24 protein-coding genes, 2 tRNA genes and 2 riboswitches are annotated in these 25,164 nt (G+C 58.5%); of the genes, 12 read left to right on the forward strand and 14 right to left on the reverse strand.

The features are described 5' to 3' along the window. Positions 1–8 precede the first annotated feature (8 nt). Complete coding sequence (gene sucC, locus H6F58_RS12570) at positions 9–1,181, reverse strand: ADP-forming succinate--CoA ligase subunit beta (RefSeq protein ID WP_060700713.1); 1,173 nt, start codon at positions 1,179–1,181, stop codon at positions 9–11. Between the two features lie 241 nt (positions 1,182–1,422). Beyond that, positions 1,423–3,801: a DNA helicase PcrA gene (pcrA, locus tag H6F58_RS12575; protein ID WP_195181888.1), complete on the reverse strand. Its 2,379-nt coding sequence runs from the start codon at positions 3,799–3,801 to the stop codon at positions 1,423–1,425. A gap of 83 nt (positions 3,802–3,884) precedes the next feature. On the opposite strand from pcrA, the gene H6F58_RS12580 reads away from it, so the two are divergent. Both H6F58_RS12580 and H6F58_RS12585 read left to right on the forward strand, forming a co-directional pair. Further along, positions 3,885–4,547 carry a hypothetical protein gene (locus H6F58_RS12580; protein WP_195181889.1) on the forward strand — a complete coding sequence of 221 codons (663 nt, stop codon included), beginning with the start codon at positions 3,885–3,887 and terminating at the stop codon, positions 4,545–4,547. 65 nt (positions 4,548–4,612) lie between these two features. Next, positions 4,613–4,686, forward strand: a tRNA-Arg gene (locus tag H6F58_RS12585). A 139-nt stretch (positions 4,687–4,825) separates the two neighbouring features. Here H6F58_RS12585 and H6F58_RS12590 read toward each other — a convergent pair. Beyond that, positions 4,826–6,055, reverse strand: coding sequence for an ROK family transcriptional regulator (locus tag H6F58_RS12590; protein ID WP_060700703.1), 1,230 nt, complete (start codon positions 6,053–6,055; stop codon positions 4,826–4,828). Positions 6,056–6,242: 187 nt separating this feature from the next. Between H6F58_RS12590 and H6F58_RS12595 the strand changes: the two genes are divergently transcribed. Beyond that, positions 6,243–6,653, forward strand: coding sequence for an NUDIX domain-containing protein (locus H6F58_RS12595; protein WP_146277695.1), 411 nt, complete (start codon positions 6,243–6,245; stop codon positions 6,651–6,653). 42 nt (positions 6,654–6,695) lie between these two features. Here the strand turns inward: H6F58_RS12595 and H6F58_RS12600 are convergent, their stop codons facing one another. From H6F58_RS12600 to H6F58_RS12615, 4 genes are all read right to left on the reverse strand, one after another. Then, the gene (locus H6F58_RS12600) at positions 6,696–7,190 is read right to left on the reverse strand and encodes an HNH endonuclease (RefSeq protein WP_060700701.1); all 495 of its coding nucleotides are present in this window, start codon (positions 7,188–7,190) and stop codon (positions 6,696–6,698) included. A 239-nt stretch (positions 7,191–7,429) separates the two neighbouring features. Beyond that, positions 7,430–8,161 carry a C40 family peptidase gene (locus H6F58_RS12605; RefSeq protein WP_261382910.1) on the reverse strand — a complete coding sequence of 244 codons (732 nt, stop codon included), beginning with the start codon at positions 8,159–8,161 and terminating at the stop codon, positions 7,430–7,432. Positions 8,162–8,264: 103 nt separating this feature from the next. Next, a riboswitch (cyclic di-AMP (ydaO/yuaA leader) is annotated at positions 8,265–8,435 on the reverse strand. A gap of 123 nt (positions 8,436–8,558) precedes the next feature. Beyond that, entirely contained in the window at positions 8,559–9,605 is a 1,047-nt protein-coding gene (locus H6F58_RS18240) for a M23 family metallopeptidase (protein ID WP_060700699.1), read from the reverse strand. 4 nt (positions 9,606–9,609) lie between these two features. Then, a riboswitch (cyclic di-AMP (ydaO/yuaA leader) is annotated at positions 9,610–9,775 on the reverse strand. Between the two features lie 91 nt (positions 9,776–9,866). Further along, positions 9,867–10,565 (reverse strand): metal-dependent transcriptional regulator, encoded by a 699-nt coding sequence (locus H6F58_RS12615; RefSeq protein WP_060700698.1) that lies wholly within the window; start codon positions 10,563–10,565, stop codon positions 9,867–9,869. A gap of 261 nt (positions 10,566–10,826) precedes the next feature. On the opposite strand from H6F58_RS12615, the gene serC reads away from it, so the two are divergent. Then, the gene (serC, locus tag H6F58_RS12620; protein WP_146277693.1) at positions 10,827–11,948 is read left to right on the forward strand and encodes a phosphoserine transaminase; all 1,122 of its coding nucleotides are present in this window, start codon (positions 10,827–10,829) and stop codon (positions 11,946–11,948) included. Positions 11,949–12,013: 65 nt separating this feature from the next. On the opposite strand, the gene H6F58_RS12625 is transcribed toward serC, so the two are convergent. Continuing rightward, complete coding sequence (locus tag H6F58_RS12625; protein WP_146277692.1) at positions 12,014–12,634, reverse strand: DUF3027 domain-containing protein; 621 nt, start codon at positions 12,632–12,634, stop codon at positions 12,014–12,016. A 3-nt stretch (positions 12,635–12,637) separates the two neighbouring features. Beyond that, positions 12,638–13,021, reverse strand: a complete 384-nt coding sequence (locus tag H6F58_RS12630; protein WP_060703278.1) for a cold shock domain-containing protein — start codon at positions 13,019–13,021, stop codon at positions 12,638–12,640. 253 nt (positions 13,022–13,274) lie between these two features. Between H6F58_RS12630 and H6F58_RS12635 the strand changes: the two genes are divergently transcribed. The 5 genes from H6F58_RS12635 (at position 13,275) to H6F58_RS12655 (ending at position 17,178) form a co-directional block, all read left to right on the forward strand. Beyond that, a complete protein-coding gene (locus H6F58_RS12635) occupies positions 13,275–13,493 on the forward strand; it encodes a hypothetical protein (protein WP_146277691.1) in 219 nt (72 codons plus the stop codon). A gap of 59 nt (positions 13,494–13,552) precedes the next feature. Continuing rightward, the gene (locus H6F58_RS12640) at positions 13,553–14,260 is read left to right on the forward strand and encodes a response regulator transcription factor (protein WP_060700695.1); all 708 of its coding nucleotides are present in this window, start codon (positions 13,553–13,555) and stop codon (positions 14,258–14,260) included. A gap of 40 nt (positions 14,261–14,300) precedes the next feature. Beyond that, on the forward strand, positions 14,301–15,830 hold the full coding sequence (locus H6F58_RS12645) for a HAMP domain-containing sensor histidine kinase (protein ID WP_146277690.1): 1,530 nt from the start codon (positions 14,301–14,303) through the stop codon (positions 15,828–15,830). A gap of 124 nt (positions 15,831–15,954) precedes the next feature. Continuing rightward, positions 15,955–16,245, forward strand: coding sequence for a WXG100 family type VII secretion target (locus tag H6F58_RS12650; protein WP_022874761.1), 291 nt, complete (start codon positions 15,955–15,957; stop codon positions 16,243–16,245). Between the two features lie 42 nt (positions 16,246–16,287). Next, positions 16,288–17,178, forward strand: coding sequence for a DUF4031 domain-containing protein (locus H6F58_RS12655; protein ID WP_060700693.1), 891 nt, complete (start codon positions 16,288–16,290; stop codon positions 17,176–17,178). 90 nt (positions 17,179–17,268) lie between these two features. On the opposite strand, the gene groL is transcribed toward H6F58_RS12655, so the two are convergent. From groL to H6F58_RS12670, 3 genes are all read right to left on the reverse strand, one after another. Next, positions 17,269–18,906: a chaperonin GroEL gene (groL, locus tag H6F58_RS12660; RefSeq protein WP_060700692.1), complete on the reverse strand. Its 1,638-nt coding sequence runs from the start codon at positions 18,904–18,906 to the stop codon at positions 17,269–17,271. Between the two features lie 295 nt (positions 18,907–19,201). Beyond that, on the reverse strand, positions 19,202–19,813 hold the full coding sequence (locus H6F58_RS12665; RefSeq protein ID WP_146277689.1) for a LytR C-terminal domain-containing protein: 612 nt from the start codon (positions 19,811–19,813) through the stop codon (positions 19,202–19,204). Positions 19,814–19,855: 42 nt separating this feature from the next. Beyond that, positions 19,856–20,146: a DUF3263 domain-containing protein gene (locus H6F58_RS12670; protein ID WP_060700690.1), complete on the reverse strand. Its 291-nt coding sequence runs from the start codon at positions 20,144–20,146 to the stop codon at positions 19,856–19,858. Between the two features lie 156 nt (positions 20,147–20,302). Between H6F58_RS12670 and H6F58_RS12675 the strand changes: the two genes are divergently transcribed. Next, complete coding sequence (locus H6F58_RS12675; RefSeq protein ID WP_244652570.1) at positions 20,303–21,076, forward strand: uracil-DNA glycosylase; 774 nt, start codon at positions 20,303–20,305, stop codon at positions 21,074–21,076. On the opposite strand, the gene H6F58_RS12680 is transcribed toward H6F58_RS12675, so the two are convergent. Further along, complete coding sequence (locus H6F58_RS12680; RefSeq protein WP_060700689.1) at positions 21,073–22,743, reverse strand: threonine/serine exporter family protein; 1,671 nt, start codon at positions 22,741–22,743, stop codon at positions 21,073–21,075. The two genes, H6F58_RS12675 and H6F58_RS12680, sit on opposite strands and share 4 nt — an antisense overlap. Before the next feature lie 201 nt (positions 22,744–22,944). On the opposite strand from H6F58_RS12680, the gene H6F58_RS12685 reads away from it, so the two are divergent. Beyond that, positions 22,945–23,991 (forward strand): Atu2307/SP_0267 family LLM class monooxygenase, encoded by a 1,047-nt coding sequence (locus H6F58_RS12685; protein ID WP_060700688.1) that lies wholly within the window; start codon positions 22,945–22,947, stop codon positions 23,989–23,991. Between the two features lie 66 nt (positions 23,992–24,057). On the opposite strand, the gene H6F58_RS12690 is transcribed toward H6F58_RS12685, so the two are convergent. Then, positions 24,058–24,131: transfer RNA gene (locus H6F58_RS12690), tRNA-Val, on the reverse strand. A gap of 413 nt (positions 24,132–24,544) precedes the next feature. Between H6F58_RS12690 and H6F58_RS12695 the strand changes: the two genes are divergently transcribed. After that, positions 24,545–25,162, forward strand: a complete 618-nt coding sequence (locus tag H6F58_RS12695) for a GNAT family N-acetyltransferase (protein ID WP_171918610.1) — start codon at positions 24,545–24,547, stop codon at positions 25,160–25,162. Positions 25,163–25,164 lie beyond the last annotated feature (2 nt).

Genomic DNA, 25,164 nt, shown 5'->3' on the forward strand with positions numbered 1-25,164 from the left:
TATCCCTCTTACTTCGCTGCGTTGGCGAGCTCGGCAGCCTTGTCGGCGCCCTCATCCATGGTTGCTGCCAGGGTGACCAACGGGTGGTTGGCCTGGGCCAAGATGGCACGACCCTCTTCAACGTTGTTGCCGTCCAGGCGGACAACCAGTGGCTTGTTCGCCGAGTCGCCCAGGGTGTTCAGCGCGCCAACGATGCCGTTTGCGACAGCGTCACAAGCGGTGATGCCGCCGAAGACGTTGACGAAGACCGACTTGACCTGTGGGTCGTTCAGGATGACGTCCAGGCCGTTGGCCATGACCTCAGCCGAAGCTCCACCACCGATGTCAAGGAAGTTGGCAGGCTTGACCGAACCGTGGTTCTCGCCAGCGTAGGCAACGACGTCCAGGGTGGACATAACCAGGCCAGCACCGTTACCGATGATGCCTACTTCGCCGTCCAGCTTGACGTAGTTCAGGCCAGCGGCCTTTGCCTTGGCTTCCAGTGGATCGGCTGCGCCCTTGTCTTCCAGCTCTTCGTGAGCTGGGTGGCGAACCTCGGAAGCGTTGTCATCCAGGGAGACCTTGCCGTCCAGCGCAACGATGTCGCCGGCGCCGGTCTTCACCAGTGGGTTGACCTCAACGAGGGTTGCGTCTTCTTCCTTGAAAACAACCCAAAGCTTCTGGATGGTTTCTGCAACCTTGGCACGCAGTTCTTCTGGGAAGTTTGCGGTCTCAACGATCTCGGCAGCCTTGGCTGCGTCGATGCCAACGATTGGGTCCACTGCGACCTTGGCCAGAGCCTCTGGGCGCTCAACTGCGAGCACCTCGATCTCCATGCCGCCTTCAACCGAGCACATTGCAAGGTAGTTGCGGTTCGCGCGGTCCAGCAGCACCGAGAAGTAGAACTCCTCAGCGATGTCGGCGCCCTGAGCAATCATGACCTTGTTAACGGTGTGGCCCTTGATGTCCATACCGAGAATGTTGGATGCGTGCTCAAAAGCCTCATCGGCGGTCTTAGCGACCTTAACGCCGCCAGCCTTGCCACGGCCACCGACCTTGACCTGTGCCTTTACTACAACAACGCCGCCGATCTTCTCAGCTGCGGCTTTGGCTTCTTCCGGGGTGTAAGCGACGATACCGGCAAGCACGGGAACGCCGTGTGCCTCGAATAGATCGCGCGCCTGGTACTCATACAGGTCCACGGGTTTGTGTCCTTCGTTCGAAGTTCATGCTGACTCGCGGCATGGCCATGGACCGAAATCCATCCCATACCTAAGAGAGCGCACCGCAACAAACGGACGTCATAAGGCGCCGTAGCCCGTGCGCACCTCTCAGACTATCCCGACTTCCGCAAAGTTCCCACTTTTACAACACGTAGAGAAACCGCGGGATTACGCCGAGAACCAAGGAAATGTGACGAAGAAAACTCGGTCTTCCGGTTGACTACTCGACGATTTCAAGTGGCGCGTAGCGCAGCAGCAAACGCTTTTCAGAATCAGGGAACTGGACCTTGGCCACGGTCTTGTCGCCGGCACCTTCCAAAGCAATAACAGTTCCCAAGCCAAAGGCGGAATGCTTGACCGATTGGCCGACCTTCGGAACGGTGATGTCCTTATTTTGCACAACGCGTTGCTTGGACACCGGGGCCGCGTTATGCCCGCGCTGTGGCGTGCTGCCAGAAGTTCCGGCGCCCCAGTGACTTCCACGCTCATATCTGCTCGTGGCGAAATTCACCGCTGCGCTACCAAAGCCGAAGCCCATTCCGCCGCCAGATCCTTCACGCTTCCAGTCGATCAGCTCGCTCGGAACCTCTTCTAGGAACTGGCTCGCAGGGTTGTATTGGGCCTGCCCCCAGAGGCTGCGCTGTTCTGCGCGGGTCAGGTACAGGCGTTCGCGGGCACGGGTCAGCCCCACATAGGCCAGACGGCGCTCTTCTGCCAGTTCCTTTTCATCGGTCATCGAACGCTGATGCGGGAATACACCGTGCTCCATACCGGTCAGGAATACGACAGGGAATTCCAAGCCCTTGGCTGTATGCAGGGTCATCAACGTGACCATGCCTTCTTGCGCGGCCATGGCAGCGCCTTCGTCATCGCTCGGAGCCTCGGGAATCTGATCAGCGTCGGCGACCAGCGCCACACGTTCCAGGAATCCAGCTAGTCCGCCTTCAGGATCTTCATTGACGAAGTCCCGAACCACGGCGACCAGCTCGGCCAAGTTCTCGACCCGGGATTCATCCTGGGGGTCTGTCGACAACCGCAGGTTCTCCAGGTAGCCGGTCTGTTCCAGCACCGCTTCGAGCGCTTCAGCCGGGCCGGATCCTTCGGCAACGGTTTGCAGGTCATCGATCAGCGAAACAAATGCAGCGGTCATCTTGATGCCGCGGGTCCCCAAGCCGGGTGCTTCATCCGAACGGCGCAGGGCCTCCATAAAGGAAATGCGTTCCCGGTCCGCCAGCGCTGCAACGGCGCCTTCAGCGCGATCCCCGATGCCACGCTTCGGCTCATTGAGGATACGCCGGACGTTAATGTCGTCCTCCGGGTTCACCAAAACGCGCAGGTAGGCCAGCGCATCCTTGATTTCCTTGCGGTCGTAGAACCTGGTTCCGCCAACAACACGGTATTTGAGGTCAACGCGCATCAGTTGTTCCTCCAACGCGCGCGATTGTGCGTTGGTGCGGTAGAAGATCGCCACGTCGCCGGGGCGAACGTCGTTTTCGTCATTGAGCCGCAGGATCTCTTCAGCGATCCACCGTGCCTCGTCGGATTCCGATTCGCCGACGTAGCCCGTGATCTGTTCGCCGTCGCCGCTCGCAGTCCACAGCCGCTTGTCGTTGCGGTCCGGATTGCGCTTGATGACTTCGTTGGCCGCGGAGAGGATCGTCTGCGTAGAGCGGTAATTTTGCTCCAGCTTGATCGTCGCCGCGTTGGGATAGTCTTTTTCAAATTCGATGATGTTGCGGATATCTGCGCCACGGAATGCGTAAATGGACTGGTCAGAGTCACCAACTACCGTCAGCTCACCAGGTGCCGTCTCTCCTTCGATGCCGGTCAGCTCGCGAATCAGCGAATACTGGGCGTGGTTTGTATCTTGGTATTCGTCGATCAGCACGTGGCGGAATCGACGCCGGTAGTTGTCGGCGACCCTTGGGAAGGCCCTGAACATGAAGACCACCTGGCCGATAAGGTCATCGAAATCGAGCGCATTGGCCGAACGCATCCTCCGGGTGTAGCTGCGGTAGACCTCGGCGACGGCCCGGGAAAACGGGTCGTTGGTGTTAATGGTCGATGCATAATCTTCGTCGTCGATGAGTTCGTTCTTCAACGAGGAAATTTTGTGCGCGATGGCCTTGGGAGTGAATCGCTTCGGGTCGATTTCCAAGGACTTGGCCACCAGGGTGATCAACCGGAGGGAATCGGTTGAATCATAGATGGAAAAGTTCGATTTAAGGCCAATGGTTGCGGCTTCACGACGGAGGATGCGAACGCACGAAGAGTGGAAGGTTGAGATCCACATTTTTTTTGCTTGCTCTTCCCCGATCAGCTCCGCAGCTCGCTCGCGCATTTCTGCGGCGGCCTTGTTGGTGAAGGTAATTGCCAGGATCTCATGGGGGCGCGCACGGCCCGTGGCCAATAGATAGGCAATACGGTGCGTGAGAACACGGGTTTTTCCCGATCCGGCTCCTGCCACGATCAGCAAGGGGCCGCCGGCGTAGCGGACGGCTTCTTCCTGCTGCGGATTCATGCCCTGCAGTAGGTCTTCTGCACTGGGCATTACCTGCGGTGTGGTGTCGGTGGCGAAATCATCAAAAAGAAAATCCATGATGTAGCCAGTCTACGTGGCGCTGCAGACACTTTCAGTGCTTGCAGAAAAGTACCGGTCCAGGCACAGGCATAATGGACTATATGGCAAAGCAGGTCAAAAAAACCAAAGAGTATCGCAAGCCTGGTCACTTCAATAACCAGCAGCCCGCATCGTCCGACGCTGCAGTGGCGCGACCCACGACCAAGATTGACTCACAGGAAAACAAGTCGAACCCGATGATCCTCATCTCGGTTGGTCTGGTTGTCTGTTTGGCGCTCTTCACGTACTACCACTTGCTCACCATGTTCCAGATGAAGGGTCTGAGTGATGCGTTGCCCATGCCTGATCAGCGGATCTTCGGATACACCGTGGCAGATATCGAGGCGCTGCGAGGTGCCATGGATTCGGATGCCGTCGGGCAGTTGAATTACCTGCACAAGACCGCAGGTTTCCTCTTTCCGATGTTCACGGCTGTCTTCTCGATGCTGCTGTTCATCCGCTGGATTCCTAATCGACAAACGCGTTGGCTGGCGTGGTTGGCTCCACTAGGCTTCGCTGTTGCTGATATTTGGGAGAACTTCGCCATCGATGCACTGTTCAACCATGATCTCAGCGCAGGTGCAGTCCTGCTCGCTTCAATTTTGACTACGGTCCGCTGGGCACTGCTGATTATTACCGCAGGTCTGGTCGTCGGGCTGGGTGCTGTCCGAGCGAATCGAGGGCTGAAGCGCAAGATGCTGGCAATTCGTGAGGGCACTAGCTAGGTGGCTACGTGAAATTTACCCTCAGCATCCTTGTAGGATAGTGTTGTTGGTGTTTTCACGCCCATGCCTCTGTAGCTCAGTAGGATAGAGCGACCCTCTCCTAAAGGGTAGGCCGTCGGTTCGATTCCGGCCAGGGGCACAAATGGAGCTTTGCTACCAGATTTATTCTGGCAGCAAAGCTCTTTTGGTATCTCCATACTTTTTCGCTACTCGCTCGTGACAGCAAATAAGGGCACGTCCGATAGGAACGTACCCTTACTTGGTTATAGCTAAGCGGTTTAGCGAAGTAGCAATGCAGTTGCCTTTGGCGACAACGAAGCATCCATAACTACGCAAGCGCCACCGACGGCACCAACATTCGAACGAAGTTCGGAGGTGCGAGTCTCAATCTCGTGAACTCCTCGTAGCGCAAAGCGACGCTCGATAGCCTCCCGGACCTCGTCCTCGACTAGTTCGCGTACCTTGTCCCACTGCGGGCCACCGAAAACGACTTCGCGGACATCGAGCGAATTGGCAAGCTGTCCTGCAACTTCGGCAACCATGGTCATGGTTTCAGAAACCAGTTCCTTGGCGACCTTGTTGCCTTCATGGGCCAATTCGTACAGGCGGTTCATACCTTCAGCGCGCTGTTCCGGGCCAACGATTTCGTATGTTGGCAGTTCCAGACCGCGTTCCTTGGCCTGGTTGGAAATGTATTCGTACGAAGTGCCTGCTGCCAAGCAGTCATCAGCACCGCATTCTTCACACGTGAACGATTTGTGGCCGGTGGAGTAGTGCCCGATTTCACCGGCGTTGTTGCTGGCTCCGTGGTGCACGTCGTTGTTCAAGACAAGGCCAGCGCCAAAGCCATGGCCGCAGTAGATGAAGACGAAGTCGTTGTTCTTCTCTTCCTTGGACTGCCACAGCTCGCCCACGGCCGATGCAATGGTGTCCTTTTCGATGATGACCTGCAAACGCAGAAGCTTGCGCAGCGGGTTGACCAGTTCAACGTCGGCCCAACCGTCCAGCAGAGGCGGGTTGAGAACCACGCCGTCTTCGACGTTGACTGGACCTGGCACGGCGATGCCGACGCCAACAATGTGCTTCTTTGGAATGCGGATTTCAGCAATCAGTTCCTTGACCGTGGTGGCCATCAGCTGGATCGTTTCCGCTGCAACTTCCAAGTTGGGAACTTCGATGCGGCGTTCGCGCAAGACCTCGCCGCGGAGGTTCATTGCTACGAAGCTCAGAACGCTGGGGTCAAGGTGGATGCCAATGGAGACCAACCGGTTGCCTTCAAGCTCCAGAACGGTGCGAGGCTTACCTGGGCCGGATACAATCGTGCGGTCTTCTCGAACGATTCCGTCATCCAGCAGACGTCGCACAACGTTCGAAATAGTCTGTGGAGACAGACCGGTAGATCCTGCCAGCTCGACACGGCTGATTCCCTCAGGCGCGCGTCGAATCGATTCAAGAATGACCGCTTGGTTGAAGTCTCCCAAACGGCCTAGATTTGTACCCCGTCGCATTATTGCTCCATTGTTCTGTAAATTAGATGGATCGATCTTCCTGTTCCAATATTCTTGGTAGCTATGAGCCTGTGGTCTAATTACTGCGAGTAAGGCGACCGCCCATAAACTACAACTAAAAACGTTGGAGATCCATTTAAGCACGTTACCACCAATGTCGTTTGGATACACACGATATTGTGTTTTGGTGAAGAAAAATTTGACGATATCAGCGGTATGTTTAATCAACAACCAAGGACAAATCCTCTTGGTGCGGAAACGCGGCACCTCGAAATTCATGCAGCCTGGCGGAAAACCGGAGTTTGGAGAATCGCCGTTACAAACTGTCATTCGAGAAATTCATGAAGAGCTGGGCATCCAATTTGCAGCCGAGGATCTGGACTTCAACGGCGTCTGGGTTGGCCCGGCGGCCAATGAGGATCAGACCTCTATTCACGCATCGTTATTTACTGCGCACTACGACGGCACGCTGTCGCCGCTAGCGGAGCTCGAAGAACTGTTGTGGATCATGCCCGAAGATGCCATGAAGCGAGATGATTTGGCACCTCTGCTGCGTGAGCACGTACTCCCCCAGCTCATCAAGAGAGCCAGCAGCTGATCAATGGCGCGTTCTGTCCCTACAGCATGTGGCCCGACGGCTCTAGCTTGCTTGCAGGAATTCGTCCCACGCGGCATCGATATGCTGGAGCCCAGATACGAGATGGCCGCCCATCCGCGGCCGATGCGGTGTAATGCGCAACTGCCAGCCCAGCTGGGAGAGCATCTTGTCAGCCTTGCGGCTGTTGCAGTGCAGGCATGCAGCGACGAGGTTCTCCCAAGTGTTCTTGCCTCCCCTGCTCCGTGGAATGACATGGTCGATCGTATTAGCGGATTTTCCGCAGTAGGCACAGGTGTAGGCATCACGACGCAAAACGCCCCTACGCGTGACATGAAGCATGTCGCGGTAGGGGCGTCGTACATAGCGTTTTAAGACAATGACGGTTGGTCTGGGTAACTGTCCGTGTGAGCTGCGAACAGGCGAGCCTTCATCCTGGAGAACGATGGTCGCCTTGTCGGCCATGACCATCAAGAGTGCTCGTCGGAAAGTCACGACGGCTAAGGGCTCGTATCCTGCGTTTAAAACCAGTGTTCGCATGCTTGGTACTTCCTTCTTGAACCGATAGCTACCATCTGGCATTGATGGAGCTCGCGTTCTAATCGGAGTGTCTCTACTCGCTAGCCTATTCGATTACTTTGCTAGTTAGTGCGCATCCGAGAAAGAAATCAAGCGTTTTTCACTTCCCTGCCTTGTGCAGTTCACCTGTTTTGACGTTTAAACGAACATAGGCCACCGAACGATTGATTCGTTCGATGGCCTATGAAAAGCTGTGAAAATTAGCCAGCCAAGGTGTAGTAGCCGTACAGCGGGTTGCGGGTTACCGAACCGACAATGGTGTCCACGGTTGGGTTCTGCGCGCCGATCATCTGGCCGCCGCCCAGGTAGATGCCGACGTGGCCGCCACCGTTCTGGAAGACCAGGTCGCCTGGCTTAGGGTTGCTGGTGCGCTTGAACTGGCCGGATCCGAGGATGGCCGAAGTTCCGCGGGCAATGTTGATGCCGTGCTGCGCGTATACATACTTGACGAAGCCGGAGCAGTCCCAGCCGCCAGGAGTGTTGCCGCCCCAAACGTATGGAACGCCGACATACTTGGCAGCAGTTGCTGCGATGCCGGAAAGGTTCGAGGTCTGTACCGGAGTTTCGGTTTTCACCTCGGCCTTTGGCTGAGATGCTTCGCTTGGCTGGGTACGGCCGGCGCGGCTATCGCGGGTCATAGGAGCCATCGGGTCCGCAGTAGCGGAGTCGCTGCTGGTGGTTGGCTCAACGTCATTGGCCACGGCGATGACGACTGGCTTTGGCTTCTCCTTAGCGGTGAAGCTTGCGCGCTCGATGTCGACCGAAGCGTCCTTGCCGGCAGCAACGCTAACCGACTTGACTGCAACGCGCTCGGGGTTGATGGTGTCAACTGGCGATGCCGAAACATCGCGTGGGGCAGAAGCCTGACCTGGAACACCCAGGGCAACGATCAAACCCGATGCTGCAGCAACTACTGCTGCCTGACGGCCCACTGAACCAGCGTTCGAAGATACAGCCTGCGAAATCGCCTCTAGCGAGTTAGTGCGTGGTACGTCAGCACGGCGACGCCCATGAGTATGACTCTTGGTCACTATTATTGCCTCTCCTTGATACCTACGAGGTAAGCTGTCGGGTTCGAAGTGGAGTTACCTCGGTGGATTCGAAGTTTCCTTCTCTATCCACTTCACCCCTAGGGTTATTAGCCAAAGCTAAAGACCCGATGATGGTTCCCCCGCCACTGCCGTACGAGTTGTGTATAACTGCTCATTGCGTGTTGGCAGTGCTCGGTTCTCACGCAAAGTTGCCCAGGGTTTCCCATGGCACGGATATAAGCCTATAGGATGATTTTTGAAATGTCACGTTTTGATCACGGAATAGTGACGAACGTCGTTATAACCATCCGGCTGGGTCTTTGAACTGCCCGTCGACGATCACTTCAAAGTGCACGTGGGGCCCGGTTGAGTTTCCCGTGGTGCCGGCCAACGCAATGACGTCACCACGCTTAACGTGGTCGCCAACCTTAACCAGTACCTTGCTGTTGTGGCTGTAGCCGGTCTCTAGTCCACTTCCGTGATCCAGGGTGACTCGGTTGCCCGAATGTCCAGCCCAACCAGCAACTTCAACAACACCATCTGCTGCAGCGTAGACCTTGGTTCCGCTGGGAACACCGTAGTCGGTACCGCTGTGGATCATGTACCCAGCCCCGGTTGGGTTCTTGCGATGCCCGAAGGATGAGGTAATTCGCTGAGTGGTCACCGGTGCGGAAAGCAAACCAGCAGTTTCCTTGATGCTCGTGATGTCGCCACCCGAGGCAGTCATGATGTCCGAGAACTTCTCTTCGCTCTTGACCTCTGGGCTCAGCTTCGAGGACAACGCGGCACGTTCCACGGACAGCTCCGCAGCGTTGCCCGGAGCCTTCACGTCAACAACGGCCGAGGTCGCAGTGCGCTCAGCGGCGGCAACTGCCTTGTCTTCTTCACCAGTATTGCCTGAGAGCTGTGGTGCAACAGCAGCCAAGGCCAAACCGGAAACCGCAGCGACCGCAGCGACCTTGTGGGTAAATCCAAGGCGGCTGGTCTTGCGAACTTTAGCCTTGACGCTGGAGATGAATTCAACGTTGCTGGATGCCTGGACCGGAGCCGGGCTGGAAGCCTGGACCTCTACAGCGCCAGGCAGAGCGACAACATTGCTGTCCGCGGCCTTATGCGCCAGCTCTTTTTGGGTTGGTGCAACACCGTAGCGCTGAATTGAGTCGAAACGTCGACCCACGAAATCTGCATGAACCGGCTTAGCCGGGCTAATAGTTGGGACGGCTTCAGCGGCGCGTGATGCGCGGCGTCCACTCGTGCGCTGGGTTGCCGAAGCAGCGATCTCGGTGATCACATCAGCCTCGGTGCCAGCAGCGCGACGTCGTCCCGCAGTCTTGGTTTCTACCAAAACATTCCTCTCACTGTTGCGCCTACGAAGTTAGCTGTCGGGTTCGGTTCTGGAGAATGAACCGGCCTGCATCAAGCAGAGCTTCACCCCAAGGCGCTTGCACGCCGAAGTAGTGGGTCCCCCGTTGTTGCCCTCAAATACTGGTAACCGACTTCCGGCGCAGGGCAACACTAGGCGGTCGCGACGGAGTCGGGCGATGCCGGTCAGATCGGCGGCATCAATCATTAACGTTACCGGTCATCCGGGAAAGTTACAATTTCGTTATCTTTTTTGCGCCCGCACAAATACGTGTCCGCTAACCTCGACTGGCAGCTCCAAGGCGCCCTCGATACCCTGCACGCGGACCACTACGTAATCATCTGCTCGTTCCAAAGTGACAATTGCTCCAGGCCGAATTCCGCCTTCGTTCAGTTGTCCGAGCAGGATTGGGTCTGTTTGGATCGGCTCAGCCAAGCGCTCAATGGCCACCGGGCCAATATTTCCCGCGAGCAGCGCGTCATCCAGATTCTGGACTTCATATGAGATTTCAGCCACACTCGGCCCGCCAAGGACCTCCAGTCCCGGGATCGGGTTGCCATAAGGAGACACCGTCGGCTTGCCAAGCAAGTCATAGAGGCGGCGCTCCACACGCTCGCTCATGACGTGCTCCCAGCGGCAAGCCTCGTCATGAACATACTCCCAGTCCAAGCCGATCATGTCCGAGAGCAAGCGCTCTGCCAATCGATGCTTACGCATCACGCTCGTTGCCAATTCGTGACCTTTTTCAGTCAGCGCAAGATGGCGGTCTGAAGACACGACCACCAAGCCATCGCGTTCCATGCGGGCTACGGTCTGGGACACGGTTGGACCCGAGTGGCCAAGACGTTCTGCAATTCGGGCGCGCAAAGCCACGATCTCCTCTTCTTGAAGTTCAAGAATGGTACGCAGATACATCTCAGTTGTATCAATAAGATCAGACACAGCAGCCGCTCCTGGAAGTCACAACAGTTAAGTTCGCTCGAATAATACGTGGCGTCGATACCCCACTCTACTTGGTTTATCGGACAGAAAGCGGATGTAACCCGCCCAGCAGATTTCGTAACCGACGGTCGCGTTTTTCTCACGTGCCCTTGCTATTTGCAAAGATGTTTATTGAAACGCCACGGCCACCCTTGAATATTCCGAACCATGGGCATCGGTGGCCTGTTAGGCACTTCAATCTATCGCTACAAGAGGAGCGCGATGAGCACGGACATCAAAATTCCACAAAACCTTCTGCCCGCCGACGGTCGATTCGGTGCGGGACCTTCCAAGGTACGCGCAGAACAGGTTCAGGCCATCGCCGACGCCGGATCCAAGTTGCTGGGCACCTCCCACCGCCAAGCACCGGTCAAAAACCTCGTAGCTTCGGTTCAGGACGGCCTCAAGGAAATGTTCAACGCGCCTGAGGGCTACGAAGTCCTGTTGGGCGTTGGCGGCTCCACCGCATTCTGGGATGCAGCAGCATTCAGCCTGGTCCGTTCCAAGGCGCAGCACCTGTCATTCGGTGAATTTGGCTCGAAGTTCGCCAAGGCCACCGACAAGGCTCCATTCTTGGAATCTTCCACGATTATCGTTGGCGAGCCCGGCACCGTTCCGGAACCGGTCGCTGAAGCCGGCGTCGATGTGTACGCCTGGCCGCACAACGAGACCTCGACCGGTGCCGCGGCACCGATCAAGCGTGTTGCCGGAGCCAGCGAAGATGCCCTGATCGTCATTGACGCCACCAGCGCAGCAGGCGGCCTCGATGTGGATCTAGCCGAGACCGACGTTTACTACTTCGCTCCGCAGAAGAACTTCGCATCGGACGGAGGCCTGTGGCTGGCTTTCGTTTCCCCGGCAGCCATCGCGCGCATTGAGGAAATTGCCGCTACCGACCGCTGGATCCCAGACTTCTTGAACTTGAAGACTGCTCTGGATAACTCGCTGAAAAACCAGACGTACAACACTCCGTCATTGACGACTCTGGTTGGCCTGGACGCCCAGATCAAGTGGATCAATTCCAACGGCGGCCTGAAGTGGGCTGCGGATCGCACCGCACAGTCCGCAGGCCTGATTCAGGCCTGGGCAGAAGCCTCCTCGATCGCCTCGCCCTATGTAGCCAACCCGGCTCACCGCTCCAACGTCATTTCCACGGTGGATTTCGATGACTCGGTCGATGCTTCGGCGATTGCCAAGGCCCTGCGCGCCAATGGCGTGGTGGACGTAGAACCGTACCGCAAGCTGGGACGCAACCAGCTGCGCATTGCCACCTTTGTGGCCATCGAGCCAAGCGATGTTGCTGCGCTGCTCAAGTGCATCGACTTTGTCATCGAACAGCTCTAGCTCGTAAAACAGCGGGAGGGGCTCCGGAGAACAGATGTTCTCCGGAGCCCCTCCCGCTGTTTAAGCTACTGGTTTTCTTTGCGCGTGCGGTTGCGCTGCGCTGCCCGGCGACGGGCCGCGGTGCGCTGGGCGGTGCGACGGCGTCGAACTTGGCGTCGTGCCGGCGACTTGTGCGGTGCGTCTTCCGAATCGGCGTCATCCGGCTCATCGGCGTCATCCAGCTCTTCGGCGTCTTGCTCCGGGGCTGGTGATGCATCATCGGCGGCTTGGCCGGATTCGGAATCCGAGTCCGAACCGGCGTCCTGCGGCTGGTCGGTTTCGGACTCGCCGGTTTCCTCGGCAGCTTCCGCGGCCTTGGCGGCTTCGATTTCTTCCTTGGCCAGCCGGTCTGCCCACGGCACCCAGGCAGGAGCCAAAAGCGAATCCTCACCAGCAATGATGCCGACTTCGCAGACGGTGAGATCCTTTACCTTGGCCCGAGGAACCCGTGCGAGGGTAGCGAACCAGGTCCATCCTTGATACCCCTTTTTATGGGAGACAAAACGATGGGTGACAAGTCGCTCACCTTCCGCCATGACCCCGAGGTGGTCGCCGATTTCTTGCGCGCTGGCGATATCGGCGAGCGCGCCGCGTGCAGCGTCCACTGCGTCGGCGAGGATGGTGTCCAACTTGGGTTTACGGGCCATTATTTATGCGTCCAGATCGTCGGCTACCGCACGAAGCACGGTAGCTACCTTCTTGCCATATGCCTGTTCAGGATAACGCCCCTTGTGCAAGCTATTGGAAACGTTGTCGAGTAACTTGATGAGATCTTCAATGAGAACTGCTTCGGCTTCGGGCTTTTTGCGCTTGGCACGCGCCACCGAAGGAGCTTGTTCCAGCAGGCGCAAACTCAGTGCCTGGGGTCCACGGCGGCCTTCAGCGACACCAAATTCCAATCGGGTGCCAGGGCGCAAATCATGAACGCCCTCGGGCAGCGCAGCCGCATTGACGTAGATCTCTTTGCCATCCTCTGCGGTAATAAAACCGAAGCCCTTGGCCTTTTCGTACCATTTAACCTTGCCGCTAGGCATGATCATTTACCTCGTTCGTTCTTTAGCCCAATGCACCGCCGAGGCCTGCTCAGCGCGATGCATATTCATATGTACGATTTCGCGGAGTCACAGCCGGGGTTCTTCTTAGCTTCTTGCCGGGTACTCAACGTACGAAATCGCTTCAAGTCGTTTATCTAAGATTATGTCATCCCTGAAGCACTGAATTCATCTTTGCGCACCGAGGGTCGGCAAGGCACTCTGGGCACGCCTGGTCGAGGCTAAGCTAGAAGCCGTGAGCACAACATCAAAAACCATGACCGTTATTTCCCGGTTGGCAATCATCATTGCCGTCATTTCGGCTCTCGCTTTGATTGCCACGCTGGTTCTCTACTTCCAGCACATCACAATTCCACCAGTGGTCATGGCCTTTGCTGTCTGGGGACTTCCGGTGGCCTTTATCCTCGCCGCGGCCGTTGTCATCAGCAACATCGTCAAGCGCCGCAACACCTGAAGAAGCAGAATCAGCAATCATTCAGCAGACTCCCAGACTTCTTGTGCAGACTGGGGTTTATGAGTGCAAAACCCACTGAAGCAAAACTTCTCGTTGTTGACGACGAACCGAATATCCGCGAATTGCTCTCCACGTCGCTGCGTTTCGCCGGCTTCGAGGTTGTTGCAGCTGCCAACGGACGCGAGGCACTGGCCGCGGTCGAAGCAGACGAACCGGATCTGGCGGTCCTGGATGTCATGCTCCCGGACATGGATGGCTTCACCATTACCCGCAAGCTCCGCGCGGCAGGCCGCCATTTCCCGGTTCTGTTCCTCACCGCGCGTGATGACACCAGCGACAAGGTCACCGGCCTGACCGTCGGCGGCGATGACTACGTCACCAAGCCATTCAGCCTCGACGAGGTTGTGGCGCGCATCCGTGCCGTTCTGCGTCGCACCGCGAGCGGCGAAGAGGAGAATGCCACGATCGTCGTCGCCGATCTTGAGCTGGATGACGATGCCCATGAGGTGCGCCGTGCCGGAGAGATCATCGATCTGTCCCCCACGGAGTTCAAGCTGCTTCGCTACCTGATGATGAACCCCAACCGGGTGCTCTCCAAGTCGCAGATCCTGGATCATGTGTGGGAATACGACTTCAACGGCGACGCGTCGATCGTCGAGTCCTACATCTCCTACCTGCGCCGCAAGGTGGACCGTCCGGAATGGCCGGCCTTGATCCAGACCAAGCGCGGTGTCGGCTACCTGATGCGCACCCCGGATCGCCGCTAGTAATTCACGGAGGAACACGAAGGCCTTGTAAAGTCTGCATATGAAGTCGATTCGAGCCAAATGGCGCCGAACCTCTATGAGGACCAAGCTCGTCACCGTCATGCTCGGGCTGATGATCATCGCGATCTTCGCGACCGCGCTCAGTTCTTCGCATACGCTGAAGATCTCGATGACCAACCAGATCGATGACCAGCTCAACGCTTCATGGCCCACGATGGCCTACGGGCTTAACAAGGCCTACGTGAATTCCCTCGATGACAACGACGGCTCCGACGGGAATGGGGACTTCGACCCGACTTTGCTGGGCCTCAATAGCTCCTACGCCGACATCCGCGATGAAGAAGGCAAGATCGTCTACATCATGCCGCGTTCGCGGGTGAGCCCCAGCAGCACCTCGGATCTGCCGCTGCTCAATCCCCAGCAAATCGAGCAGCTGGCAGCCAACCCCCTGGTTCCTTCCACCGTGCCTGGCAGCTTCCCCACGTCCTCCGGCTGGCGAACCATGATGGTGCCGCTGGAAAGCAGCAACCTCAACCTGTTCCTGGCTCTGCCGCTGGATACCGTGAACTCCACGGTGCGCCAGACCGCAGTGCTGGTGCTTTCTACCGGGTTGCTCGCCGCACTGGTCATGTCCATGATCGCCTACGGCCTTACCGGCAGGTCGCTGCAGCCGTTGAACAACGTGGAGCGCACCGCCTCGATGATTGCCGCTGGAGACCTGTCCCAGCGTGTGAAGGACTATCCTTCGGAGACCGAGGTCGGCCGGCTCTCCCGTTCGCTGAACGCCATGCTGGCCCAGATTGAAAAGGCCTTCCATGACCGGGAGGCCTCTGAACGCAAGATGCGCCGCTTCATCCAGGATGCCTCGCATGAACTGCGCACTCCCCTGGTCACCATCCAGGGATACTCCGAGTTCTACCGCTACGGCGGCCTGGCGGACCCCGAAGCCATGGACTCGGCCATGGGGCGCATCGAAGCCGAATCCAAGCGCATGGCCCGCCTGGTTGAGGACCTGCTCATGCTTGCCCGCCTGGATGAGCAGCGCCCAATGGAGAAGCAGCCGGTGGATCTGCTGGTCCTGGGCCAGGACGCCGTGGAAGACACCAAGGTGCGGGCGCCAGACCGTGCCGTCAAGCTCGTCGGGTTGACCAGCGATCGCCCCAGCCCGGCAAGCACCGTGGGCGATGACGCTCGGATCCGCCAGATCATCGCCAATCTCCTGACCAATGCCCTGCGCTACACTCCCGAGGGCACGCCCCTGGAGATTGCCGTCGGGGTGCGTTCGCTGGTGGCCGGCGCCATGGACGCGGTCATCGAGATCAGGGACCACGGGCCCGGCATCCCAGAAGAAGATGCCAAGCGGATCTTTGAGCGCTTCTACCGCGCAGATAGCTCCCGACAGCGGGAAACCGGCGGCTCGGGCCTCGGGCTGGCCATCGTTGCTGCCATCGTCCAGCAGCATGGCGGATCGGTCGCCTTGGCTGAAACTGCCGGTGGCGGTGCCACCATGTCCATTTCCCTGCCATACGTGCCACTGATCGAACGGCCAGAGCCGGAGATCGAAGACTGAGCGCCGGGCCTCACCGCGCGGTGTTATCCACATTCAGCGCTCGCTTCCCTCGACGGCGCTGGACGGCTTTCTAGATTGGTTGCATCGAGCTTTCGATACAGCCACCAAGGAAAGGACCAGGTCCGTGAGCACGTTCTCCACTAATACCGGCGAGATGCAGGTTAAGTCCCAGGCAGTCATGAATACCATTGATCGATTGCGCCACGAGGTCTCGACCATGCAGATGAATCTGGACCAATTGCAAAGCACCTGGCAGGGTTCAGCAGCCGCTTCATTCCAGTCCATCGTTGCCGAATGGCGTTCCACGCACGTGCAGATCGAAGAGGCGCTCAGCAGCATCGCCAGCGCCTTGAATCATGCCTCGATGCAGTACGAGGAAGTTGAACAGGTCAACACGTCGCTGTTCCGATACTGATCGGCAACTGCGCTGCGGCTGGTTGATCAGTAGGCTTGGCTCATGAGCATTCTGATCGACCCGCCGCGTTGGCCTGCGCATGGCACCGTCTTTGCCCATTTGGTCTCGGACACGTCCCTGGAGGAACTCCATCAATTCGCCGCACAGCAGGAAATCTCGCCGCGGGCGTTCGACAAGGACCACTACGACGTCCCTGCAGAACGCTATGAACAGTTTGTCCAGGCCGGTGCGAAGGAAGTCACCGGCGGCGAGCTGGTGCGCGCGCTGATCGCCTCGGGCTTGCGAATCCCTGCCAAATACCGCCCTGAAAAGCTCAACGCCATATTGCGCCGGCGGTGGTCGCGGACGTTGCCGACCGAGCCGCAGCTAGGCCAGGAGCTGCTCGAGATGTGGTCCCAGGACCACCGTTATTATCATGACCGCGTCCATCTGCTTTCGGTGCTCGAAGCGGTGGATCGCCTCGGTGAAAAGCTTTCACCTGGAGAACTCCTGCTGGTACAGCTGGCGGCGTGGTTCCACGACGCGGTATATGAAGGGACCAGCGAGGATGAATTCAAATCTGCGGTGCTGGCACGTGAAAGACTAGACGGAGTGCTCTCTCCGGCTGCTGTTGGCGCGATCAGCGACCTGATCTTGCTGACCGCGGGACATAACCCGGGCGAAACGGACCGCCTGGGACGGATCTTGTGCGATGCGGACCTGGAAGTATTGGCCCGCCCCGAACCGGCCTATCAACGTTATGCCCATGCGATCTATCAAGAGTATGCCCACCTTCCCCGCCACGTTTTGGCTGAAGGTCGCAGCAAGATACTCTCGGCCCTGCTGGCCAAGGTCTCGATTTACGCTACGGCAGCTGGGCGCGAACGGTGGGAATCGGCTGCGCGGACCAACTTGGGTCGAGAGCTGGAACATCTGCAGAGCTGGATGCTCTAGCCCGTATTCGCCGCGTTAACTGCTGATGGCCTGGTACCCGAAGGTACCAGGCCATCAGCGCAGGTGATGCACTAGATCAGCATGGAGGGCTTAGAAGCCGCCCATTCCGCCCATGCCGCCCATGTCATCGCCACCGGCTGGGGCAGCGCCAGCAGGAGCTGGCTTCTCTGCAACAACAGCTTCAGTGGTCAAGAACAGGCCAGCGATCGAAGCTGCGTTCTGCAGTGCCGAACGGGTCACCTTCACTGGGTCGTTCACGCCAGCTTCCAGCAGGTCAACGTACTGACCGGTGGCAGCGTTCAGGCCGTGGCCAGCGGCCAGGCCCTTGACCTTGTCGGCGACAACGCCTGGCTCCATGCCAGCGTTCAGTGCGATCTGCTTCAGTGGAGCTTCGATGCCAACGCGAACGATGTTCGCGCCGGTTGCTTCGTCGCCTTCCAGCTCAAGCTTTGCGAATGCAGCAGCGCCAGCCTGGATCAGTGCAACGCCACCACCGGCGACGATGCCCTCTTCAACGGCTGCCTTGGCGTTGCGCACGGCATCTTCGATGCGGTGCTTGCGCTCCTTGAGCTCCACCTCGGTAGCAGCGCCGGCCTTCAGCACAGCGACACCGCCGGAGAGCTTTGCGTGGCGCTCCTGCAGCTTCTCGCGGTCGTAGTCCGAGTCGGTGTTCTTGATCTCGGCTGCGATCTGGGCCTTGCGGCCGTCGATTGCGTCGGCTTCGCCGCCGCCTTCAACGATGGTGGTCTCGTCCTTGGTGATAACGACCTTGCGGGCGGTACCCAGAACTTCGAGGCCAACGTTGTCCAGGGACAGGCCGATTTCCTCGGAAACAACCTGGCCGCCGGTCAGGATGGCGATGTCGGTCAACATGGCCTTGCGGCGGTCGCCGAAGCCCGGAGCCTTGACGGCAACGGACTTGAACAGGCCACGGATCTTGTTCAGGATCAGGGTGGCCAGGGCTTCGCCCTCGACGTCTTCGGCGATGATCAGCAGCGACTTGTTCGACTGCATGACCTTCTCCAGCAAGGTAACCATGTCCTTGACCGAGGAGATCTTCGAGTTGACGATCAGGATGTATGGGTCTTCCAGGACGGTTTCCTGGCGCTCTGCGTCGGTGACGAAGTAAGCGGAGATGTAGCCCTTGTCGAAGCGCATGCCCTCGGCCAGCTCCAGCTCCAGGCCGAAGGTGTTGGACTCTTCAACGGTGATAACGCCCTGCTCGCCGACCTTGTCGAGAGCTTCAGCGATCAGGCCACCGATTTCCTTGTCGCCAGCGGAGATCGAAGCGGTAGCAGCGATCTGCTCCTTGGATTCGATCTTCTTCGCTGCGGCGAACAGTTCTGCGGTGACGGCTTCTACAGCCTTGTCGATACCGCGGCGCAGTGCGATCGGGTCGGCACCTGCAGCAACGTTGCGCAGGCCTTCCTTGACCAGTGCCTGTGCGAGCACGGTAGCGGTGGTGGTACCGTCGCCAGCGACGTCGTCAGTCTTCTTGGCAACTTCCTTGACCAGCTCGGCGCCGATCTTCTCGTAAGGATCTTCGAGGTCGATCTCCTTAGCGATGGACACGCCGTCGTTGGTGATAGTAGGAGCGCCCCACTTCTTCTCCAGAACAACGTTGCGGCCGCGTGGGCCCAAGGTCACCTTTACCGCGTCAGCAAGGGTGTTCAGTCCGCGCTCGAGTCCGCGGCGTGCTTCCTCGTCAAATGCAATCATCTTGGCCATAGTGGCTTTCGGTCCTTTCGGGACGATTTTGCGAAAATGCAACCGACAGACAGCGCCCGCGACGGACGAGTGGACCGGTGCGGCATCGGGCCGGCAACCGTTTCAACTCTCGCTATCTGAGGTATTTTCCACGCTCCATCCGCCGTGGCGCTAACCGGTGCGCTCGCGTTCCGCAGGGAACGCAAAAACCGACCGGCGTTAGCAGTCGCAGCGTAAGAGTGCTAATACAAATATTGGCACTCTCGCATGGCGAGTGCAAGCCGGTCGGCTCTGAGCGAAGGGAATTATGAACGAATTATTCGTTCAGCCCCAGCGGGTCATCGGTGCCCAGCACGACGGTGACCCGATCGGGAATGTTATTGGTCTGCAAAACTTCGTCAATATTAAGGACTTCAGCAGCTTTTTCCGCGGTGGTGCGGTAGGCCTCTGACATGTAGTACACGGCGGAAACATCCGCCGGCTTGCTCCAGTTATCGGCGACGATGTTGGTGAACCCGGCTTCTGCCATGGCCTCTTGGCCAGCACCCGCGACGCCGGCAACATTCGCGCCGTTGTACACGCCGATCTTCTGGCCAAAGAGCACGTCTGCTTCATCAATGGTGCTGGATGGCGATGCGGATTCGCTCGGTGAAGCCTCCTGCGAACTATCGGCAGACTCCCCGCCGCCTTGGGACTGCAAGCTCTCATCGCTGGAAGGGCCCGCGAGGCTGTCTTTGAGCTGGGGGCCGAAGATGAAGGATGCTACGCCGATGGCCAGGACGATCACGGCCGTCAGCACTACCCACAGCAATTTGCCACCGGTTGACTTTGAGGCCGCGGACTGCGCCCATCCGTGCGCATGGTGCGAACCGACACGGGTGTTGAACTCCGGAACGCGATCAAATTCGTCACGCGGGTAGTTGGTCATTCTTGTCCTTGCTCGAGGTCTGACTGGTCACGGCAGGCTGGGTTATCGTCCCGAGCCGACCTTACCGCCCACACGACGTTTTGTTGAACGTGTTCTGCGCAGTCGCTTAACCAGCATCGGGTCGTAGGCCATCGCCGCATCCGTCTCAATCAGCTGGTTCAGCAGCTGATAGTAATTGGTTGGAGACATGGAGAACTGCTTGGTAATCGCTTGTTCCTTGGCTCCGGCATACTTCCACCACAATTTTTCCAAGCTCAGGATCTGTTGCGAACGTTCGTCGAGTTCCGAGTCTGGGTTCATCACAAAATCCACCAACAACTCTTTCTCAGCCATCCGTTCTCACCTCTGTCCTCGGCTCAGTTTTTGCGCATTTCATTCATGCATGTACTCCACCACTGGTAGACATACCACCGACATTCTAACCAATCTCTTTAGCTATCGCCGTGTGGCCTGGCACAGGCACGCCAGAAAAACGGAACAATAGCGTCTATGGATGAAATGCAAGAACCCCTGTTCGAGGCTCCTGGGCCACAGCCGGCACCCGTGTATGAACCAGCAGAATTCCCGTTCTTCCACGGAGCGCAATCCATGGCCGACCACGGATTTATTGCTCAAGATTGGGTTCCTGCGCTCAGCAAGCAAGATGAAAATCTTCGCCAGCTTGCCCTCGAATTAACCGAACGTTCATCACAAGGCGAAACATTGCTCCCCGATCCCGAGGTGATGTTCCGCGCACTATCTTTGCCTTTAGCTGAGGTCAAGGTCCTGATCATCGGCCAAGACCCCTACCCGACACCGGGGCATCCCAACGGATTGGCCTTTGCGGCCAACAAGCGTGTTCGCCCCTTGCCACGCTCGTTGAATAACATCTACAAGGAGCTCGAAGCCGACTTGGGGATCACCCCTGCGTCGCATCCTGATTTGAGTGCCTGGCAGCAACGCGGGGTACTGCTGCTCAACCAGGTGCTTTCGGTCACCGCAGGCCAGGCCGGTTCACACCAAAAGATCGGGTGGGAACCAATCATTGCGTCCCTGCTGTCCGCGCTGAACGAGCGTTCCGCTCCCCCGATCGCCATTCTCTGGGGCAATCATGCACAGAAGTTCTCGCCTGCCCTGGGGAATCTGCCGCAATTGCGCAGCGCCCATCCATCGCCGCTCTCGGCTTCGAGGGGCTTTTTCGGCTCAAAACCCTTTTCAGAAGCCAATCGACTCCTGTCCGCACAGGGACATGAGCCGATTGACTGGAGTTTGCCGCCAGCCTAGCGGCGGCGGATGCGTCGCCGTTCGCGCCGGGCGTTAGAGGTGAGCGGGCGGCATAGGGTTTCACCGAAGACGACTCCTCCGGCGATGGAGAGCATGATGGCCATCGCGTTAAACATCTCAACGAGACCTGTAGCCATGTCGTCGACGTTGATCACGATGCCGTACATGGCCCGGAAGATCATGAGGCCTGGAAGCAGGAACATGACCGCCGGTGCTGCCAGAACCAGCTGCGGCGTGCGCAATTTGTCTGATGCGAAGCGAGCCGCAAAGCCGACGACTGTGGCGACAAGTGCTGGAACCGCACGGTCGCCCAGGCCCATGTTCTCGGCGAGCAGCTGCACGAGGTAGCCGCCCACCGCAATGCCAGCGGTAGGCAGCAGCAAGCGCAGCGCACTTTGCTCCGTAATGGCACCGGCAACAATGGCGACAGCTACCAGCACGACCAAGAGCCATGCGGGGTACTCGGTAGTTACGATCTGGTGTACATCGACTTCCCCGCCGCCGAGCACATCGGAGACCACCAAGGCGGCGGCAATGCCGCTCAAGATCGCCCCGTAGGTCAGGCTGGCGGAGAACAAGCGCCCCACCGCAGTCACCGGGAAACCGTTGATCGCATCTTGCAGCGCCGAGACAAACCGCCCCGAAGGCAGCAAGAGCAGGATACCGCCGGAAACCACCAGCGCCGGATCCAACGGAGCATGCAGCTGATGCCCAATCAATGCGATGCCGGTGATGACCATCGTCGATGCGGCAATAGTGAAGAATTCCGGGACCCGCCAGCGCGAGCCGTATCGGCCAATCTGGGTGACCAGGCTGGAGGAGAACATGGCCACCAGCGCACCGGCCCATGAGCCGCCAATGAAAAGCACAAATGCCGCTGCGAACAGGGCACGCCCGCAAGCGACAATCCACCGGGGAAAGGGCTTTGGCCGGCGCGTAATTTCTTTCAGGCGCTTGGCCGAAGCGCTGCGCGACACCCCGCCCGCGATGATGTCGGAGACCAACTCATGCACCAGGACGAGCCCTGCGTAGTTGGAGGTGTAGGAACGGACCACGCGCAATACCGAATAGCTTTCGGCATCAGGCGGGCTGTAGTTCAAGTGCAAGGACTGGTTGGTGATGTCCACGTCCAAATGGCTCAAGCCCAGCGCTGCGGTCACCGCGATGATGCTGGTTTCCACTTCCAACGCGCCAGCGCCGTAGCGGATCAGGGTCTCTCCCAAGTCCAGGGCGAATTCCATGGTGCGGCGCGATGAAGCGTCCTGCTGGTCGTTGACCTTGGGATTGGCGTAAGGGGTTCCCTGCAGACGCTCGACAATGTTCAGCGCCTGGGTTGGCGGGGTGTCCGAGATCCACATTTTTGCCAGCAGCCGGCGCGCCACCGGGTTGGCGCGCGTTGGCATCAGGGTGATGCCTTCATCGGTGGTGTGGACCTGGCCGGTGCGCCACTCGATATCCGAGGCGTCGGCAGCGGCCACGTTGGCGCTGACTGCCGTGTTCAGCGGGAGCTCAGAAGCAGTGGGCGGCTCTTCTAGCGGTTCTTCCGGGTGAAAGCCCATGTTGATTTCACTGGTGGAAATACGAGGTAGCGCACCGGCCGATGGCGCTGGATCTTCGCCGATCCGTGGTGGCACTGCGCCATGCTCTTCGTCAGATCGATGCGCCACTAATTTTGCCCCCTCAGCCAATGCTTTCCCATGCAATTTACGATACAACCCGTGGGCAATAAGTTCGCGTGAACGTGCGTAAATCACTAGGTAGCGCCGAACACATTTCCCGGCAATTCCCGCCTGCGGAATATCGCTGGCCCGATGGTGGTTGCAAGCATTTGAACTTAGATGCTTTTGCATACATATCGGAGGTCATTGATGAGCAGCAAACTTCTCTTGCCGGAGATCGGCGCCGAAACCTTTGGCGACATCAGCGAGGACGCCCAGGGCAATCCGCTGACCCATGCGCAAGTGATTCGCAACGTCATCGCCCAGGGCCAGGCGGCCGAAGCAGCGAATCTGGACTTCTTTGGCGTCGGCGAACACCATCGCGATGATTATGCCGTGTCATCCCCGGAAATCGTATTGGCCGCATTGGCCAGCACCACCAAGCAGATCAAGCTGGGCACCGCCGTGACGGTCCTTTCCAGCGATGATCCGGTCAGGGTGTACCAGCGCTTTGCAACCCTCGATGCCATTTCCCAGGGGCGCACCGAAATCGTGGCCGGGCGCGGATCTTTTATTGAATCTTTCCCCTTGTTCGGCTTCGAGCTTGATGACTATGAAGCGCTCTACGAGGAGAAGCTGGATCTCCTGGCCAGATTGCGCCATGGAAATCCGGTGGTCTGGCACGGGAAGCACCGCTCCGCGCTGCGCAACCAGCAGGTTTATCCCCTGCTGGAGAACCAGCCGCTGACCACTTGGGTGGGCGTCGGTGGCAGCCCGCAGTCCGTTGTTCGCGCCGCGCGCCACGGGCTTCCGCTGTTCCTGGCCATCATCGGGGGCCAGCCCTCGGGCTTTGAAGGACTGGTGCATTTGTACCAACGTTCCCTCAAGGAATTCGGGCACGATGAACAACCGGTGGCCGCGCACTTCCACGGGTTGGTGGCCGGCAGCGACGAGGAAGCGCTGGAAACCCTCTGGCCTCATTACCAGCGGACCATGAACCGGCTGGGCGCCGAGCGCGGATGGCCGCCAGCGAGCAAGATGCGATTGCAGGCCGCCATGGGGCCGGAGGGGGCAATGATGGCCGGCAGCGCGCAAACCGTGGCTTCGAAGCTCGCCTCGGCCACCAGGAAACTCGGGCTATCCCGCGCTGACATCAAGTACTCAGCCGGATCATTGCCGCATGAGGCCATGATGAACAGCATTAGGCTGCTGGGCGAAGAAGTGAAGCCCCGCGTCCACGAATTGCTCGGGGCCTAGAGCCCGCTTCGCATGGCGAAGCTCCATGAACGCAAAAATGCCACCATCTCTGGTGGCATTTTTTCGTGGATCTTACTGGACTCGAACCAGCGACCTTTCGCGTGTGAGGCGAACGCTCTAACCAACTGAGCTAAAGATCCATACTTGCGCTTTGACCGCAGGGCCAAGCACCTACATGATCTTAGCTGGTGATAACTCGCGCACCAAATCGGCAGCCTGCTTCAAGCGGCAGAGCGCACCGCGGCAGACGCGCTCAGACCCAGCCGCACGATGACCTTTCCGCCTCCGGATATGCCACATGATCAGCCCGGAAAAACCGCGCCAAATAGTTTATTTTCATGTCACCTGAAAGTAGCTGTTTCCACTTGTCAAAACGGGACTTTAGGCTCCATAATTTTTCTAGCTCATCGAGCTCAAACTGGACCCTACAAGGAAGTTGCCGGAAGCCGCCGGCATCGGTCCCCTCAAGGCCAACGAAACCGCACGGCAGGTCAGACCTGGTCGCGCAAAAGCCTCATTTTTCGTTCGTTCTTTTTCTCTAGGACCGTACCCAGTGTTTGAAAACCTGAACTTCTCCTTGTCACCGCTCTGCGTTCTGCCAGAGCAGCGTGAAGAATTGGCACAGCTCTACCCTGTCATCGACCAGCGCTGGCACCAGAAATTCGACCGGCTCAGCCTGCTGGTCACGGTGCGCGACCGTGGCACGCTCGTGGCTGCCGGGTTGGTTCACGACTCGATCGTCGCACCCACCGACTCGATGAACGCCGTGGAGCTGGGCTGCATGGCCGTGCGCCCCGAGTACCGCCGGCTGGGCATCCGCCAGCATGTGACCTCATTGCGCCTGGAGCACGCAGTGCGCTCGGGCAAAACGCCCATCATCGTGATCGATGCGCAAAATCCTGCTTCCTGGGCCTTCTACGAACGCTCCGAGATGTGGGACCGCGAACGCAGCTTCGAACAGGAAGGCCGGCTGAAGTTCATCTACCGCGCTACCCGGGCCGCCTGGGAGTGGGTGGAGAACTTGCCACAGGCCTCGGAAGACTGCGTGGAGATCATCGCGCCGCCAGCCGCGATTCCTGCGCCATGTTTTGCCACAGCACCGGCAATCGGGCCGTCTTTGGGCATTCAGCTGCCCCGCGGCGACCAGATGCCGGCACTTGGGATGATCTAGAG

The sequence above is a fragment of the Glutamicibacter sp. FBE19 genome (assembly GCF_015524875.1).
Classification (GTDB): domain Bacteria; phylum Actinomycetota; class Actinomycetes; order Actinomycetales; family Micrococcaceae; genus Glutamicibacter; species Glutamicibacter halophytocola.